This is a genomic window from uncultured Butyricimonas sp., assembly GCF_959596855.1.
Lineage (GTDB): Bacteria > Bacteroidota > Bacteroidia > Bacteroidales > Marinifilaceae > Butyricimonas > Butyricimonas muris.
In genome coordinates, this window is record NZ_CAUFYA010000004.1 from 58,291 (window position 1) to 73,293 (window position 15,003).

13 protein-coding genes and 1 tRNA gene are annotated in these 15,003 nt (G+C 42.7%); 9 read left to right on the forward strand and 5 right to left on the reverse strand.

The features are described from left to right. Positions 1–9: 9 nt before the first annotated feature. Positions 10–888: a hypothetical protein gene (locus Q5866_RS02935; protein WP_099293794.1), complete on the reverse strand. Its 879-nt coding sequence runs from the start codon at positions 886–888 to the stop codon at positions 10–12. 242 nt (positions 889–1,130) lie between these two features. Here Q5866_RS02935 and Q5866_RS02940 point away from each other — a divergent pair, with 242 nt between their 5' ends. From Q5866_RS02940 to Q5866_RS02965, 6 genes are all read left to right on the forward strand, one after another. Continuing rightward, positions 1,131–1,940 (forward strand): AraC family transcriptional regulator, encoded by an 810-nt coding sequence (locus Q5866_RS02940; RefSeq protein ID WP_303178674.1) that lies wholly within the window; start codon positions 1,131–1,133, stop codon positions 1,938–1,940. Between the two features lie 74 nt (positions 1,941–2,014). Further along, on the forward strand, positions 2,015–2,422 hold the full coding sequence (locus tag Q5866_RS02945; protein ID WP_186978394.1) for a pyridoxamine 5'-phosphate oxidase family protein: 408 nt from the start codon (positions 2,015–2,017) through the stop codon (positions 2,420–2,422). Between the two features lie 347 nt (positions 2,423–2,769). Then, positions 2,770–3,627: a GyrI-like domain-containing protein gene (locus Q5866_RS02950; RefSeq protein ID WP_186978393.1), complete on the forward strand. Its 858-nt coding sequence runs from the start codon at positions 2,770–2,772 to the stop codon at positions 3,625–3,627. 238 nt (positions 3,628–3,865) lie between these two features. Further along, complete coding sequence (locus tag Q5866_RS02955; RefSeq protein ID WP_303178677.1) at positions 3,866–4,381, forward strand: DUF2867 domain-containing protein; 516 nt, start codon at positions 3,866–3,868, stop codon at positions 4,379–4,381. A 179-nt stretch (positions 4,382–4,560) separates the two neighbouring features. Next, the gene (locus tag Q5866_RS02960) at positions 4,561–4,689 is read left to right on the forward strand and encodes a hypothetical protein (RefSeq protein ID WP_255302084.1); all 129 of its coding nucleotides are present in this window, start codon (positions 4,561–4,563) and stop codon (positions 4,687–4,689) included. A gap of 59 nt (positions 4,690–4,748) precedes the next feature. Further along, complete coding sequence (locus Q5866_RS02965) at positions 4,749–5,186, forward strand: DUF5053 domain-containing protein (protein ID WP_186978391.1); 438 nt, start codon at positions 4,749–4,751, stop codon at positions 5,184–5,186. Between the two features lie 534 nt (positions 5,187–5,720). Here the strand turns inward: Q5866_RS02965 and Q5866_RS02970 are convergent. Next, a tRNA-Pro gene (locus Q5866_RS02970) sits at positions 5,721–5,794 on the reverse strand. Between the two features lie 211 nt (positions 5,795–6,005). Here Q5866_RS02970 and trxB point away from each other — a divergent pair. After that, entirely contained in the window at positions 6,006–6,965 is a 960-nt protein-coding gene (trxB, locus tag Q5866_RS02975) for a thioredoxin-disulfide reductase (RefSeq protein WP_099293780.1), read from the forward strand. Between the two features lie 139 nt (positions 6,966–7,104). Here the strand turns inward: trxB and Q5866_RS02980 are convergent, their stop codons facing one another. Next, positions 7,105–8,106, reverse strand: a complete 1,002-nt coding sequence (locus Q5866_RS02980; RefSeq protein ID WP_303178681.1) for a DUF2027 domain-containing protein — start codon at positions 8,104–8,106, stop codon at positions 7,105–7,107. 234 nt (positions 8,107–8,340) lie between these two features. On the opposite strand from Q5866_RS02980, the gene Q5866_RS02985 reads away from it, so the two are divergent. Continuing rightward, on the forward strand, positions 8,341–10,350 hold the full coding sequence (locus tag Q5866_RS02985) for a urocanate hydratase (protein WP_099293778.1): 2,010 nt from the start codon (positions 8,341–8,343) through the stop codon (positions 10,348–10,350). A 323-nt stretch (positions 10,351–10,673) separates the two neighbouring features. Here the strand turns inward: Q5866_RS02985 and Q5866_RS02990 are convergent, their stop codons facing one another. After that, positions 10,674–11,555 (reverse strand): RluA family pseudouridine synthase, encoded by an 882-nt coding sequence (locus tag Q5866_RS02990; RefSeq protein ID WP_303178684.1) that lies wholly within the window; start codon positions 11,553–11,555, stop codon positions 10,674–10,676. Positions 11,556–11,802: 247 nt separating this feature from the next. Between Q5866_RS02990 and Q5866_RS02995 the strand changes: the two genes are divergently transcribed. Continuing rightward, complete coding sequence (locus Q5866_RS02995; protein ID WP_303178686.1) at positions 11,803–12,876, forward strand: DUF4925 domain-containing protein; 1,074 nt, start codon at positions 11,803–11,805, stop codon at positions 12,874–12,876. Between the two features lie 91 nt (positions 12,877–12,967). Here Q5866_RS02995 and Q5866_RS03000 read toward each other — a convergent pair whose 3' ends face one another. After that, positions 12,968–14,857, reverse strand: coding sequence for a PCMD domain-containing protein (locus Q5866_RS03000; protein WP_303178688.1), 1,890 nt, complete (start codon positions 14,855–14,857; stop codon positions 12,968–12,970). Positions 14,858–15,003 lie beyond the last annotated feature (146 nt).

The following is a 15,003-nucleotide window of genomic DNA, read 5'->3' on the forward strand; positions in this document are numbered from 1 at the left end:
AATTTGAAGTTACTCGTTAATCATCACTACCAAGTATTTGGTTTGTTTCCAGAATGCACTCGGGTTGCTGATTTTCAAGGTTTGCATACCGTCGTTTCCCTCTTCCACGGCGTATGAATCGCTTGGGTGAACGGAAAGGATTTTTGCTTTCTTGGAGTTCAACGCTATCGTGGTCAACTCGCGCATATCACCGTCCACGAATGCAGCGTTTTGTGCTTGGGTGGATACGATTGGCGGGCAAAAGATTCCTTGCCGTGTGATCACGTTGGCATCTCTCAGGTTTTTTCTGGAACCTAACAAGTAGTGAACGGTGTTCATCGTTTGATCCTGTTGAGAGATCGTTTCTTTTTGTGAGGTTGATTCTTGTTGCAGGTTCTCCACGTTTTGATTCAATTCTGCAATTTGTTTCGTTTTGATACCCAGTTCTTTCTCTCTTGCGGCGAGAACTTGGTTGAGTTCGTTGAGTTTTTGGTCGCGGATAGCCAATTCTTCGTTCAGTCCGGCGATCAATTTCTTGAATTGTGCCGATTGGCTTTTGTTGGATTTTTCCAACTTGGCTATTTGAGTCTTGTAACCTTCAATAGCATCCGCCAAGGCTTGCACGTCGTTCTTTAAAGCGGTGATTTGTGCTTTGCTCTTGTTACTCTTGCTGTCGCTTTGTGCTTCAACAGCAAGAATATGTTCCGCTTCCCGGATAGATTGCATTCCGGCTGAAATGTCATTCAGATCGGTCAGTAATTTCTCCATTTCATCGCCTTGAGTGTTGCTGATGGCTTGTAGTGAATCAATTTTCGCTAACGCTGATTTATATTTTTGTGAACTTTCCACGCAACTGCCCAGAAAAGCGATAGAAAACAGACTAATCGTTAAAAAGATAAACGTTCTCATAGTTTTTTTGTTTTTGATGTTTTATTCTATGTCTTAAATAAAACAACTGGTATGCCATTGTATTTTATTATATTTAAATGGCTGATATACAGCGAATGTGTCGATTCGTGATATTGTGGAATATGGGGAATTAATTGCCTCACGTGTGGAATTTCTCCCCAGTATTGGCGTGGAATCATGTGGATAGTCCGGATTTTTTTGTGTAGATTTGTTTTTGGAGAAACCGATATATAGACCAACCGATGTATAAAGAATATCAGCCTCATGAAATATTGGCACCCTATATAGATAAGTATTGGGTGATGGAGGGTACGTTAGAGCCGGAGGAGCGCATTAAAATTTTGCCGGACGGGTGTACTGATTTTATATTTAATCTGGATGAGTCGGCTAACTTGGCAGATCAAAACGGGATGAAGATAGGAGGTATGCAGGCTTATTTTGTCGGTCCCATGCGGGCGTATTCCGAATTGCAGGTTTGTTCCGAGATGATACACTTGATCGGGGTGAGGTTTACTCCCTGTGGGTTGACCGTTTTCACGAAGATTCCCATGAGTGAGTTTACCGATCAGCGGGTGTTTCTACCGGATTTGGATGTTTTGTTTAACGCTGGTTTTGCTGCAATTTTGAGGGAGAAGAACACCTTGAAGGAACGTTTGCTGATAATCGAGAGATATTTGTTGTTTTGTTTACGTTATTCCGGGGAGGTGGATAAGCAGGTGGCGCAGGCGGTCGGGTTGATGCATCAAGCGGATGGAAAAATTCCCGTGCGGGAACTCATGGAGCAAGTTTGTTTGTGTCAACGGCATTTTGAACGTCGTTTTAAGCACGCGACCGGGTATACCCCGAAAGAATATACCCGTATCGTGAGATTTCGCCGCACCATGGATGTGTTGCGTCAAGTAACTCGTGACAATCTTTTCTCCGTGGCGATAGATTGTGGTTATTATGATCAGTCGCATCTGGTAAAAGAATTCAAGCGATTGTCCGGAAGTCCGCCTTCCGTGTTTGCCTCTTTGCCGAAAGGTATTCCGATTACATATTTAGACGGGTAAAAGTCGATTTTTTACAAGAGCTTAGAGTGTTCCCTCTCTTATATTTGCAAGTATAATTTTTAAATGTATTGAAAATGGAAGAATTTAAACGTAAGGCGGAATTATTGTTGGAACAGTGTGATAGCGTGGTGCTGGCATCCGTGGACGAGAATGGTTATCCCCGTCCGGTACCCATGTCCAAGGTGAAAAACGAGGGAATTACCACGATCTGGTTCTCGACGGGAACCTATTCCGAGAAAACAAAACATTTTGAGGTGAACCCGAAAGCGGGAGTGTGTTTCCAGAAGGAAATCAATAGTGTCGTGCTGACCGGAGATATCGAGGTTGTTACCGACAAGGCGGAGAAAGACGCGTTATGGCAGGATTGGTTTATCCAGCATTTCCCCGGCGGAAAGGATGACCCCACTTATTGCGTGTTGAAGTTTACGGCAAAGCGGGCTACTTATTGGCTTGATTTTAAGTTCGAACACGCTGAACTGTAGACAAACTAAACGAATTGGAGGGTAAAAGGCATCATTTCCCACGGGTGCCTTTTATTTATAAAAGGTATAAAATACATTTGATTGAGAATAGAATTTTTGGAAAATCTGTTTATAATCAATGCTTTGACTATGCTGATAGGAGTTTTATGGAAGTGTGATGGGTGTATGATAGAAGTATCACCCAACCAACTTCTTGTATGAGTGAAAGTTCCTTTTAGCTTGTAGTATGAATGGTGAGGGTTTTCCTATTTATTTCTAAAGAATCCGGCTATCGTTTGTAATTTAGCAATCCGGGAAAAGTCCGTCTTGTTTTTGGTGGTTATTTTCGCGTTGAAATACAAAAAACTATGGAACAAAAGTTATCGACAAAGGAGGAATACGTGAAACGAATCAACGTGATCGTGGAGTATATCAACAATCATTTGGGTGAGAATATCGACTTGGGAATCTTGTCTGAGATGTCCGGTTTTTCACCTTGGCATTTCCACCGGATCGTGCGGGCTTTTTTGGGTGAACCGATCGGGGCTTTCATCACGAGGATGCGTGTCGAGACTGCAGCTCGATTATTGCGCTATTCCGAATTACCCGTACAGGATATTGCTTTCCGGGTGGGGTATGACGTTCCCTCCTCGTTATCAAAGAGTTTCAGACTGTTTTATGGTATTTCACCGAATCAATACCGTAAAAATAAAAATTACACGATTATGAAACCTATTGAATTAAGACCGGATTTACCGTTGGAAATAGAGGAAAAAGTACTGGCACCCCAGCAAGTGATTTACGTGCGACTGGCGGGAGCGTATGTTAATCTGGATTATAGCGCCGCGTGGCAACGTTTGTGGAATCACGTGCGGGAGGAGAATCTTTTCGCACCGGAAGTCGGGCATCTTTGTATATATCACGATGATCCGAAAGTGACGGAACCGGATAAGTTACGTACGGATGTATGCTTGGCGTTGCCTCGTGTCGGGAAACCGAAAGGAGAAGTCGGGGTGAAAGAGGTCGCCGGTGGAAAGTATGCCATATTCCGTTACCGGGGACCGTACTCGAATCTTCATGCTGTTTATGACACTATCTATCTGAAATGGATACCCGAAAGGGGATACAAACTGGGGAATACTCCCGGTTTCGAGAAGTATTTGAATCATCCGGATCACGTGAAACCGGAGGATTTGGTGACAGAGGTTTATATCCCGGTGGAATAAGGGTGCGTTGATGAATTTAGAACAGCTGATATCTGTCAATGTCAGCTGTTTTTCTCTAGCTTTTCGATGTTGAATAGAACAACAATCAGGAATATGATCTTTTTCATGGTACCATTTTTAGTTGAATAGTGTAAAGGTTTGAGAAAAATGGTACAAAATCAATTTTTTAGTCGTGAATTTATTCATAAGGAGTGATTTTTGTGAGAGGGAATGTGTATTTTCGTGAAATGATTATGACATGATGAAAGTAAAAAAGAGTGAAACCCCAGCCGATAGTCTTACCGTGAAATATTTTCCGGCGGATTATAAAGACTCGTTCCGTGTGATATCGAGTGAAAACATTTCAATTGCACCCGATGATTTGATGGTTCGTTTTTGGACGGAGATGCCGGGGTGGGTGAATGTTCTTTTCAAGTTGCGTAATTTCCTCGTGAGATTTGTCGGGTTGAAAGGGGCGGAAGGAGATAGTCTTGAAGAGTTCAAACATTGTATACGTAATGGTGGAAAGTATCATTTTATTGAAATGTTGGCAAAGGATGAACGGGAAACCGTGATGTTGATGAAAGATAAGCATCTGGACGCGTATATCTCGGTTCGGGTAGGTGACAGCAAGAGCGTTTACGTGAATACTCTCGTGAAGTATAATAACCGGTTGGGGAAAGTCTATTTCTTTGTGATTCGTCCTTTTCACGGACTCGTCGTCCGGTCTTCGTTGAAAAGGGCTATTAAAAGTGCGCGGAGTGAAATGAATTGATTGATAATCTTACGCTTTCGAGGTGTGCGGTATTATTGGCTATGATAGAAAAAATAGCAAATTCATAAAAATAATTCGACAAATGTTTTGTGATAAACAAATGTTTATCTACATTTGTAGTGTAAAAGTTTCTTTGAATGTTTTCAGACCAAGAGCTAAAGGCTCGAATAGAACATGAGATGAGAAATCTCAAGTTCTATGCTCTTTACTGGGATATCTTGTTGAAAGATATGTCAGAAGGAGAACTGGAGAGAGCGATTGACTTTCATTTAGATCGTTTGATTGTTTTACTTCGGTTGAAAGGTTAAAAACAGGACACCCTTTTGGGGTGTCCCAAAGAAACTTTACAATTTAAAATGTTTAAGATATGGCAAATTACGAAAAATTGAACAATGAATTGGAGCAGATGAAAGCGAAGTTTATGGTTCTTTCTTCCGGGGAAGAGGAACGTGAGTTTCGTGAAGAGATGGAGGCATTTGTTGCTTCGAAGTCAACAGAAGATCGTAAGGTTCTCGCCAAAGCATTTATTGATGGTGCTGCTAAAGCCTGTGAGCAGGCAGAGAAAGTGTATGACGACACGTTACGTGCCTATTTGGATGGGATATATGAATCTATTTCATGGTCTTATGTTGCCCGACATTATTTTGGTAAAAGTCGCTCGTGGTTAAGTCAGCGTATAAATGGTCTGAAGATTAGGAATAAAGAAGTGCAGTTTACTGCAGATGAAAAAAAGATATTATTGAATGCGTTACTCGATTTGAGTAATAATATTAAACGTACGGCTCTGGTCATAGAGCATCTCTGAAACTTTTACAACTTTAGAGGGAAACCCGCCATGAGAATGGCGGGATTTTTGTGTAAAAAATGGAGTAAATTTAGAGACAAATTGCAATAGGTTCCGGTTCTTTTCTTATCTATGCACTACCAACAACATTAAATCAAAGTATTCATGCAAAGAAGTATTCTTATAATATAGAGGCAGCGTACGGGTGCAAACCGCGAGACTTATCAATTTTGGTTGATATTGCTGGTAGCGACTGCCTCTCTTTTTTTTAATTCTTAAAACTTTTAGTTATGCCAACAACGAAAGTCGAATCTGCGTCTACAGTGGCGGAAATCCCAACTCTTCAGGCCTGACCCCGTGTAAAGTTGTGGGGGGGAGGAAACGATCTCGTCAATTCGTGTTTTTTCGTTATTTGTCATTTTTTTTTGCTCTCTCGCATCAGTTGTAAGTATGCAAAGAAATATATGTAATATTATCTTGTCCCGTTCTTGTCCCGGCTGTAAAATGGGGAAGCGGTTTAATAAATTGTTTTTCAATTTACTAAACCGCTTTCTGTCGGGATGACAGGATTTGAACCTGCGACAACACGCCCCCCAGACGTGGACTCTACCGGGCTGAGCTACATCCCGAATTCGGATGCAAATATAGTAAGAATTTTTGTAATGATGCACGTTGATGCGAAAAAAAATGTAAATATCGCTTATGGTGTAGGCTTTCAGAGAATTGCGGGGAGAAAAAAGAGAGTGGGGTGGAAAAGATTGGAGGTACAATTTTTTTTTGGTAACTTTGCGAATCGTTACGTGGAATAGATACATTGTAAATTAATAAAAGGAATAATTTATGTCTACAGAAAATGCAATAGAAAGAGTTAAGTGTTTGATTATAGGTTCAGGACCTGCCGGATACACTGCCGCGATATATGCTTCAAGAGCTAATTTGAACCCGGTGCTTTACACGGGAATACAAATGGGTGGACAGTTGACGACCACGACCGAAGTAGAAAACTTCCCGGGGTACCCGGAAGGTGTTACCGGACCGGTGATGATGGAGGATATGAGAAAACAAGCCGAGCGTTTCGGTACGGATATCCGTTTCGGTATCGTGAGTGATGTGGATTTTTCCGGGCATCCTCATAAAGTGACGGTTGACGGGGAGAAAGTAATCGAGGCTGATGCCGTGATTATTGCCACGGGTGCTACCGCTAAATATTTGGGATTGCCGTCGGAAGAAGCGTTCCGGGGAGCCGGGGTGAGCGCTTGTGCTACTTGTGACGGGTTCTTCTATCGCGGGAAAGATGTTGCCGTGGTAGGTGGTGGTGACACTGCTTGCGAGGAGGCTACTTATTTGGCCGGATTGTGTCGTAAGGTATATTTGATCGTTCGTAAGAATTACTTGAGAGCTTCAAAAGCTATGCAGGCACGTGTGTTTAACACGAAGAACATCGAAGTATTGTTCGAGCACAACACGTTGGAGTTACTCGGTTCTGATATGGGGGTAGAGGGAGCTCGTCTTGTGTACAAAAAAGGTACCCCGGAAGAGGCAACCAAAGAAATCAAAATCGACGGATTCTTCTTGGCTATCGGTCATACCCCGAACACGGATGTATTCAAGAAATTCATCGAGTTGGATGAACAAGGGTATATCATCACCGAGGGTAAGTCTTGCAAGACAAATGTTCCCGGGGTATTTGCTGCCGGTGACGTGATGGACCCGACGTATCGTCAAGGTATCGCTGCTGCCGGAACCGGTTGCCGTGCCGCTATTGACGTGGAACGTTATTTGGGCGAATTGAATGCGTGAATATTCTAACCATTGAATAGAATCGTCTTCTAATAAAATAGAAAAGCTGTTTGAAATAATATTCGAACAGCTTTTTTTTAATCCCCAATTGATTTCTTATGAAATACGGGATTGTTTTGATATTCCTTTAATATATAATTTACTTGATCGTGACCATTGTAGCCCCGTAACCGTATTGTTTGAAAGAGGCATCCTGATGGTTGAACCGTTTGTATTTGGTTTGCAGTTCCCAGAGAATGCGTTGTCTTAACACGCCGTCGCCTTTTCCGTGTATGAACACGATTTTCATACCCCGCCGCAGTTTATACTCTTCCAATGTCTTGTGAAAAACGTCCATTTGGTATTCCAACATATCTTTATTATCCATTCCGACAGTGGTTTCCAGTAACTGGCTAATGTGGAGGTCTACTTCAAGTATGTTGCCGACCATTTGTTTATGGGGACGTTCGTGTTGTTTGTCTTCCGGTTTCGGAGCGGCTTTTTCCAAGAATTGCTCCGGGATAACTTCCAGACCTTCTTCTTTAACAATGCTTTCTTTGTCAAGCGGGCGGAGCAAGGTGATCGTGTTGAACCAGCGGGTATGCTTGTATGCCCCCGTTTTGCAGAGGTTGGCGGGCACGATCTTGATTTGCGAGTCTATGGCGTTTCTCAACTGGTGAACACCCTTTTGATAAAAGACGGCTTGTACATGAATTCCTTTGATGTTGTCCAGTTCTTTCAATGAATAATTACCAATCAGGTAAGTGGTGTCCGGATTGCTGTTGCCTGCCGTGATACCGGTGTATTTTTCCCCGTCATGGAACGAAATGGAATACAAGCTTGTCTGCGTGGTATCGTTCACGAGATAAATGTCGAAACGGCTACCCGTGAGATCATTGAAGTTCTCGGGTACGAATGCAAGGTAGACGGTATCGGCTGATTGCATCACCACGTTTTTTTGTTTTACCGCGGGTGATTCGTTGATTTTGTTTACCGGGGCAGAATCCGTGTGTATCACGACAAGGTCATTGGTCGAGGCGGGTATCTCGAAACCATATTCGTCACAGAACACGTTTACCGTGTTATTATCTATGATGCCCGTTACTTTTCCTTCTAGTTTTTCGGATATAAACCGAACGATATCTCCTATTCTTACATTCATGATATGTGCTTTTTTGTCCTACAAAAGTAGTGTTTTATCTCTTTATTACGAGATGTTGGAGTGAATGATTTGAAAGCGTATAGCAAAAAAATGCCCCAATTAATGGAAAAAACCATTGGAATGTATTAATTTAGCGAACTGATAAGTAGGCTATACGCTGAAAATCGGATGATAGCGGTACTAGTTTGTATGCCGTGTGGTTATTGAAATAATAGATAGTAAAATATAATTATAATGACATTACAAGAGTTTCAACAATCAATCCGGGAAGGTATCCCGGCGGAGTTACCGGCTCCCAAAACGTACGAGCCGGAGATCAACCATGCTCCCAAGCGGAAAGATATTCTCACGAAAGAAGAGAAAAAATTAGCGATTCGTAATGCCTTGCGGTATTTTGACCCGAAACATCACGCTGTGTTAGCCCCGGAATTTGCCGAGGAGTTGGAAAAATACGGGCGTATTTACATGTACCGTTTTCGTCCCGACTACAAGATGTTCGCTCGTAATATCAATGATTATCCGCACAAGAGTTTGCAAGCCGCGGGGATTATGTTGATGATGAGCAATAATTTGGATTATGCCGTGGCACAACATCCTCACGAGTTGATTACTTACGGGGGGAATGGTGCCGTGTTCCAGAACTGGGCGCAGTATCGTCTGGCGATGAAGTATCTGTCGGAAATGACGGACGAGCAGACGCTGGTGTTGTATTCCGGTCACCCGATGGGACTGTACCCCTCTCACAAGGATGCTCCCCGTGTGGTTGTGACCAACGGTATGGTTATCCCGAACTATTCCAAGCCGGATGATTGGGAACGTTTCAACGCTCTGGGAGTTTCTCAATACGGGCAGATGACTGCCGGTTCATTCATGTATATCGGACCGCAGGGTATCGTGCACGGTACGACGATCACGGTTTTGAATGCAGGTCGCAAGATTTCCAAACATGGCGAGGGACTTGCCGGGAAATTGTTTATCACTGCCGGGTTGGGCGGTATGTCCGGGGCACAGCCGAAAGCCGGAAATATAGCCGGTTGCATCAGTATCACTGCCGAGATTAACCCGAAAGCGACACATACTCGCCATTCTCAAGGTTGGGTGGATGAGGTGTTTGATGATTTGGATAAGTTGGTGGAGCGCGTGAAAGTAGCTCGCGAGAAGAAAGAAGTTGTTTCTATCGCTTTCCAAGGTAATATCGTGGATGTTTGGGAACATTTCGCGGAAGGAGATATTCCTGTCGAGTTAGGTTCCGACCAGACTTCTTTGCACAATCCTTGGGCAGGCGGATATTATCCCGCGGGCGTTAGTTTCGAGGATGCTAATCGTATGATGGCGGAAGAACCCGAACTGTTTAAACAGAAGGTGCAGGAATCTTTGCGTCGTCACGTGGCGGCTATCAATAAATGTGTGGCTCGTTTCAATACTTATTTCTTTGATTACGGGAACGCGTTCTTGCTGGAGTCTTCCCGTGCGGGTGCGGATATTTTGAAACCGAACGGTGATTTCAAATACCCGTCTTACGTGCAGGACATCATGGGACCGATGTGTTTCGATTACGGGTTCGGCCCGTTCCGTTGGGTATGTTCCAGTGGCGACCCGAAGGATTTGGCTAAGACCGACGAAATCGCGGCTCGTGTGTTGGAAGAGATTATGACTCACTCCCCGAAGGAGATTCAACAGCAGATGGCGGATAATATCCGTTGGATCAAGGCGGCGATGGAAAATCATTTGGTTGTCGGCTCTCAAGCTCGTATCCTGTACGCGGATGCAGAGGGTCGTATCAAGATTGCCGAGGCTTTCAACAAGGCTATTGCTGCCGGTGAGATTTCCGCTCCCGTGATTCTGGGACGTGACCATCATGACGTGTCCGGTACGGATTCTCCTTATCGCGAAACGTCCAATATATACGACGGTTCTCGTTTCACTGCCGATATGGCAATCCAGAACGTGATCGGGGATTCTTTCCGCGGTGCGACTTGGGTATCCATTCACAATGGTGGCGGTGTCGGTTGGGGAGAAGTGATTAACGGCGGTTTCGGGATGTTGTTGGATGGTTCTGCCGATAGCGACAGACGTCTGAAGAGCATGTTGTTCTGGGACGTGAATAACGGAATTTCTCGTCGTAGCTGGGCGCGTAACGAGGGTGCCGTGTTCGCTATCAAACGTGCGATGGAGGCAAATCCGAATCTGAAAGTGACGTTGCCGAACTACGCTGATGACCAGTTAATAGAATCGTTATTTTAATCATAATATTTTGATATTGGCGGGGAATGCTTTTCACGGGCATTCCCCGTTTTGTTTTCAAGGGATAAGTACACGCGGAATAACTCCGTTTATACCCGATTTGCCGGGAATAGGTTTCTGGTTGCTTTTTTGTTGCTTGGGTGTGCGAATGGCATGCGGGTAGCGAGTCTGTTTACAATCTGTTAAAACGTGGGCGAAGTGTGGGCAATGCGTGGGCGAATAGTAGGCGATGCCGCCTACAACCCGCCCAAAAGTCACTCTAGACTTGTCCGAAAAGGTAGGTCGTCCCTTGAAATAAGGTTGTTAATTCTCGTGTCGCTCTTTTATTTGAATAAGGCGGTGAACTTGGCGGGTACGGGAGTTTCAAAATTCATTTCTTTTCCGGTGACGGGGTGAATGAAATGGAGCTTGAAGGCGTGCAATGCCAAGCGGCGCAAAGGATTCTTCGTGGCACCGTATTTTTTATCCCCGGTGACCGGATGTCCTATTTCCTGCATGTGTACTCTGATTTGGTTCTTGCGACCGGTTTCTAGATCCAATTCGACGAGCGAGAATTGCCTGTCGGATTTTAATACGGTGTAGTTCGTGATTGCCAGTTTGCCGTCTTTGGAGGAGTGAACGACAAAGGCTCGGTTTTCTGATATGTATGATTTTATTTGTCCCTGCTCTTGTTGCGGGCAGCCCTCTATGATAGCCACGTATTTTCGTTCCAGAATCATGTTGTTCCAGTCTTTTTGTAGCTTTTCCTGTACTTTAGCGTTCTTCGCGAACATCATAATTCCGGATGTTTCTTTATCCAGACGGTGAAGGATGAAAACGTGGTTCCGGGGATTTTTGTTTTTCACGTAATCGTTCAATATATGATACGCTGTTTTCGTCTTGTCCCGTTCCGTTCCCATGGAGAGCAGACCGCTCGCTTTTTCAGCGACGATTAAATCATCATCTTCATGCAGGATGGTCAACATCGGGTGGTGGAAAGGGGCTGCCGTTTTGTTCATGCCGACGGTGACCGTGTCGCCCGGGTGCAGGGGTGTGTCGAATTGTGTGGTGGGGCGGTTGTTCACTTGTACAAGTCTGTGAGCGAGTAGTGATTTTACGGTAGTTCTACTTTGGTCGTGCAGAGCTTGTAACAAGAAAGGCATGAGAGTATTCTCCTCTTTGACTTCGAAGCTTCTGCTTCGCGGGGCCGGGTAATGGGATTTCATATGTTTATTTTTTAGCCGTTAATCCGAAACAAAGGTAGTGAAATAAAGTGTTAATTTTTATATTTGCGGGAATAGACATGTTAATTCTTGTTCTGTTGCGGAGATAGAGGCGATAATTTGTAACGCGGGCTTGGTCTTTGTTGTAAAAGAAAACCTAGGAATTTGTTCCGACGAACATGAAGTGAAAGTGTTTATAAAATTCCTGTTATCAAATAGAGTGTTATAAATAATCGGGTAATTTAAAGTTATGATGAGAAACAATTTTTTATTTTTAGTGCTGTTTTTGGGAGTTGTGTTATTTTCGGCATGTAGTGATGACGATAACAAAAAAAGTCCCAAGGACTTTAATGGTACCTATTCAGAGGCAAGCACGGATAATGTTTTAGATTTGAAATATAGTAATTCCGTGTTAGCTGGGAAAAGTGTAGATTTTAATTCTGCCGATGGTGTAAAAGCTACCTTAAAATTGAACAATGTTGTTCCGGGGGAAAAAGAAACGGTATTTTCGGATATCGTTTTGAATCGTGATAATTCTATTTACACGTTTGTTGCAGAGAATAAAAATGATGCCCGTAAGGTAACGTTGGATGGTTCGATTGAAAAGGGTAAATTAGCTCTAAGTGTTAATGTTGAATTTAAGGAGAATGATTTGATTGGTAAATGGGATATGTCGTCTGTCAGTATGACATGGAAACCTCATGATTATCCTTTGACAACAATAACTGTACAAATTTTTGGACGTCCGGTAGAGATGACTATCACGACAGGGTTGATAGCGACAATGGCTCCCGGTATGTTGGGAACAGAGTTGAAAAATTATTTACAAAATGTGACTTTCCAGAAAGATGGTAACATTGTTGCAACTTATAATGCGGCTACAGCCACGGAGGATAATCCGGAGCCGGAAGCCGACTGGCAATTGTCCCCGTTAAATTTAGCTCATTATTACGTGAAAGACGGGATCTGTTATGTCTTCTTGAACTTGGAGATGATTATGCGTCAAGTAGAAAAGGATAATGCAGGACGTTCCACGGGCGGTAGTTCGTTAGAGAATATTCTTGCTCAACTACTGGATGGGGGAGTGCCTGTTCATTTCGAGTTGACAACAGAAACAGGTGCGTTGAAAGTGTATGTTGATGAAGTGTTGTTAAAACAGTTGGGGCCTATTATTCCGTTAGTTAGTGGTTTGATTCCGGATGATGCTTCGTTTGAGTATATGGGAGTAGCTGTAGAACTCGGACCTATTATGGAAAATTTGCCGGGAGCATTGGAGGCTACTACTGAGATGCAAGTCGGTTTGAATTTTGTACCGGCAGAATAATTTGATTCAATTCTAAATATATTGCAAGGTGTATCATTGATTGAAATGATACACCTTGTTTTTTCAAATATATCTGTAGCTAAAGTGGACTTTATTGATAAGTTACTTCCAGCGATTTTATCCATAGAGTACTTTCGGGTGCACCTTTATAAGCATCACCTTCTTTACTTGGGGTACAAACGATGGCTATTTTGTATTTTTTGTTAGCTGGGTCGAATGAACCGTTTCCCGTAGGTTCAAAATTGATTGTTTTTTCAATAAAACTGTTTTGTACTCCACTACTGAAAGCAGCTTTTAAGATGACTTTCTTGGAATCGTTAATGTTTGTTCCATCCAGATAATCATCATAGGAATCCACTTCATACACATAGGCAATCAGAGAACATTCGTCAGTTTTATCGGGTACTTCTTGTGCGGTGACTTTTGTATTTGTTCCTTCACCGGTGATTATCGTGTTGAAGAATTTAGGTCCCGGTGTGTATTTATAGGTGAATTTGAATGTTGCGGGTGTTTTTGTACCTCGATAAGCTTCTCCGAAATGAGTACTTTTTAGGGGTGCTAATGCATCTAATTCAAATGTACCGTTAAATAAGGTGCCTGCTGTAACTTTAGGCAATACAGCAATTAAAGCGTATCCGCCGTAAGTGTCTCTTGTCAGGATCTTGGCTGCATCGCCGTCTTGACTTACGGGGTAAGGTTCTGCTGTTAGAGTTTGACCAATAAACATTCCCGATAAGGGAAAAAAATCTGCGGCGGCATTAGAACTTGCCATATTTACAGGCACTTGGTATTTGGCTTCTTCGGGAGTAATCCAGTTTTCCATTTTGTAAACTGACTTGAATTCCGGCATTTTCTCCAGGCGGAGAGTTTTTGTGGTGGGATAACGTACATCTTCCGGGGTGATATAATATCTTACGTCATATTTTTCTCCTTCGATTTTGGAAAAGTCTATAGCGTCTTTTTCCCCAAGTATTGCTTTTGTTCCGTCTGAATAGCGGGCAACTACGGAATCCAAGGTTGCTCCTTTTGGAAGTTTGATTTCCGGGGTTAACATTAATTGACTGGTAGTAGCCGTTTCCCAGATTTTGAAAATATAAATGGAAGCTGTTTTCGAATTATCCGGTTGACTAGCTACGGCATCTCCTTTAACAGTTAGTTGAATTTTCGTATCTGTACTTTCTGTAACCGTGTCACCCGTGAAAGTAACGTTGACAGTTAGTGGTGTTGCATCGACAACGAGATTCAATTTCATGAGATGGTTTTCAATAATGGCTCCGCGTGCGGTTAGTTTTACTCCTGTTACTCCGGGGATTTCCAGATCAGAAATTTCTCTGTCTTTTGCGGTGAAACCGTATACATCTCCTCTTTTAACAAATGGAATCGTATCCAATTGGATTGTTCCTAAATTGATGCCTTGGAAAGAGAAATTTTCAATTTTCAAGCTAAGACAATTTGGGGCATTCTTGGAGGGCTTGCTCACGTATATGCGTTGAGTCATGGTTATAGGCTCCATGCCTAGACTGATAGCCATCTCTCCTTTGAATGTTTTATTATAGAACGTTTCGGCACTTGTCGGTTCTCCTTCAATTTCTTTAATTGTGATGTTGATTTCCATGATATCATCCTCTACGTTTGCTTGTGCTTGAACCGCGTAACCACTGACATTATCTGTTATAGAGCCTGATAACTGACTGTAGTAAGAACGACTGAGGGCTTCAAAAGTAACATTGGGAATTTCAAATTCGGTGAAACCGGGAACTATATTTATTAATTTAAAAGAGGTGGTATTGTTTTCATTTTGAATGATTTGTACAGAGGCATTTTCTGTCGCAGCAACACCGTCAATAGTAGCTTTTAGTTTTTCCCCGGAATATTGACCGACAACTTTATCTATTGTGGGTGGCACCGGATCATCATCGTCTTTACAACCGGAAAAGAATGCGATACTTAAAGCTAATAGCATTAAAAGTTTGTTTTTCATACTTCATTAAATATTAATTAGACATCTTTTTATAATCAAATTTGTGTAATATCAATAAACCTTCGTTTATTAATAGCGTATGAATAAATATTTTTCAAGTAAAATCAAAAAGAAGTATGGCACTATATGGCTATAATTTGTTGAAT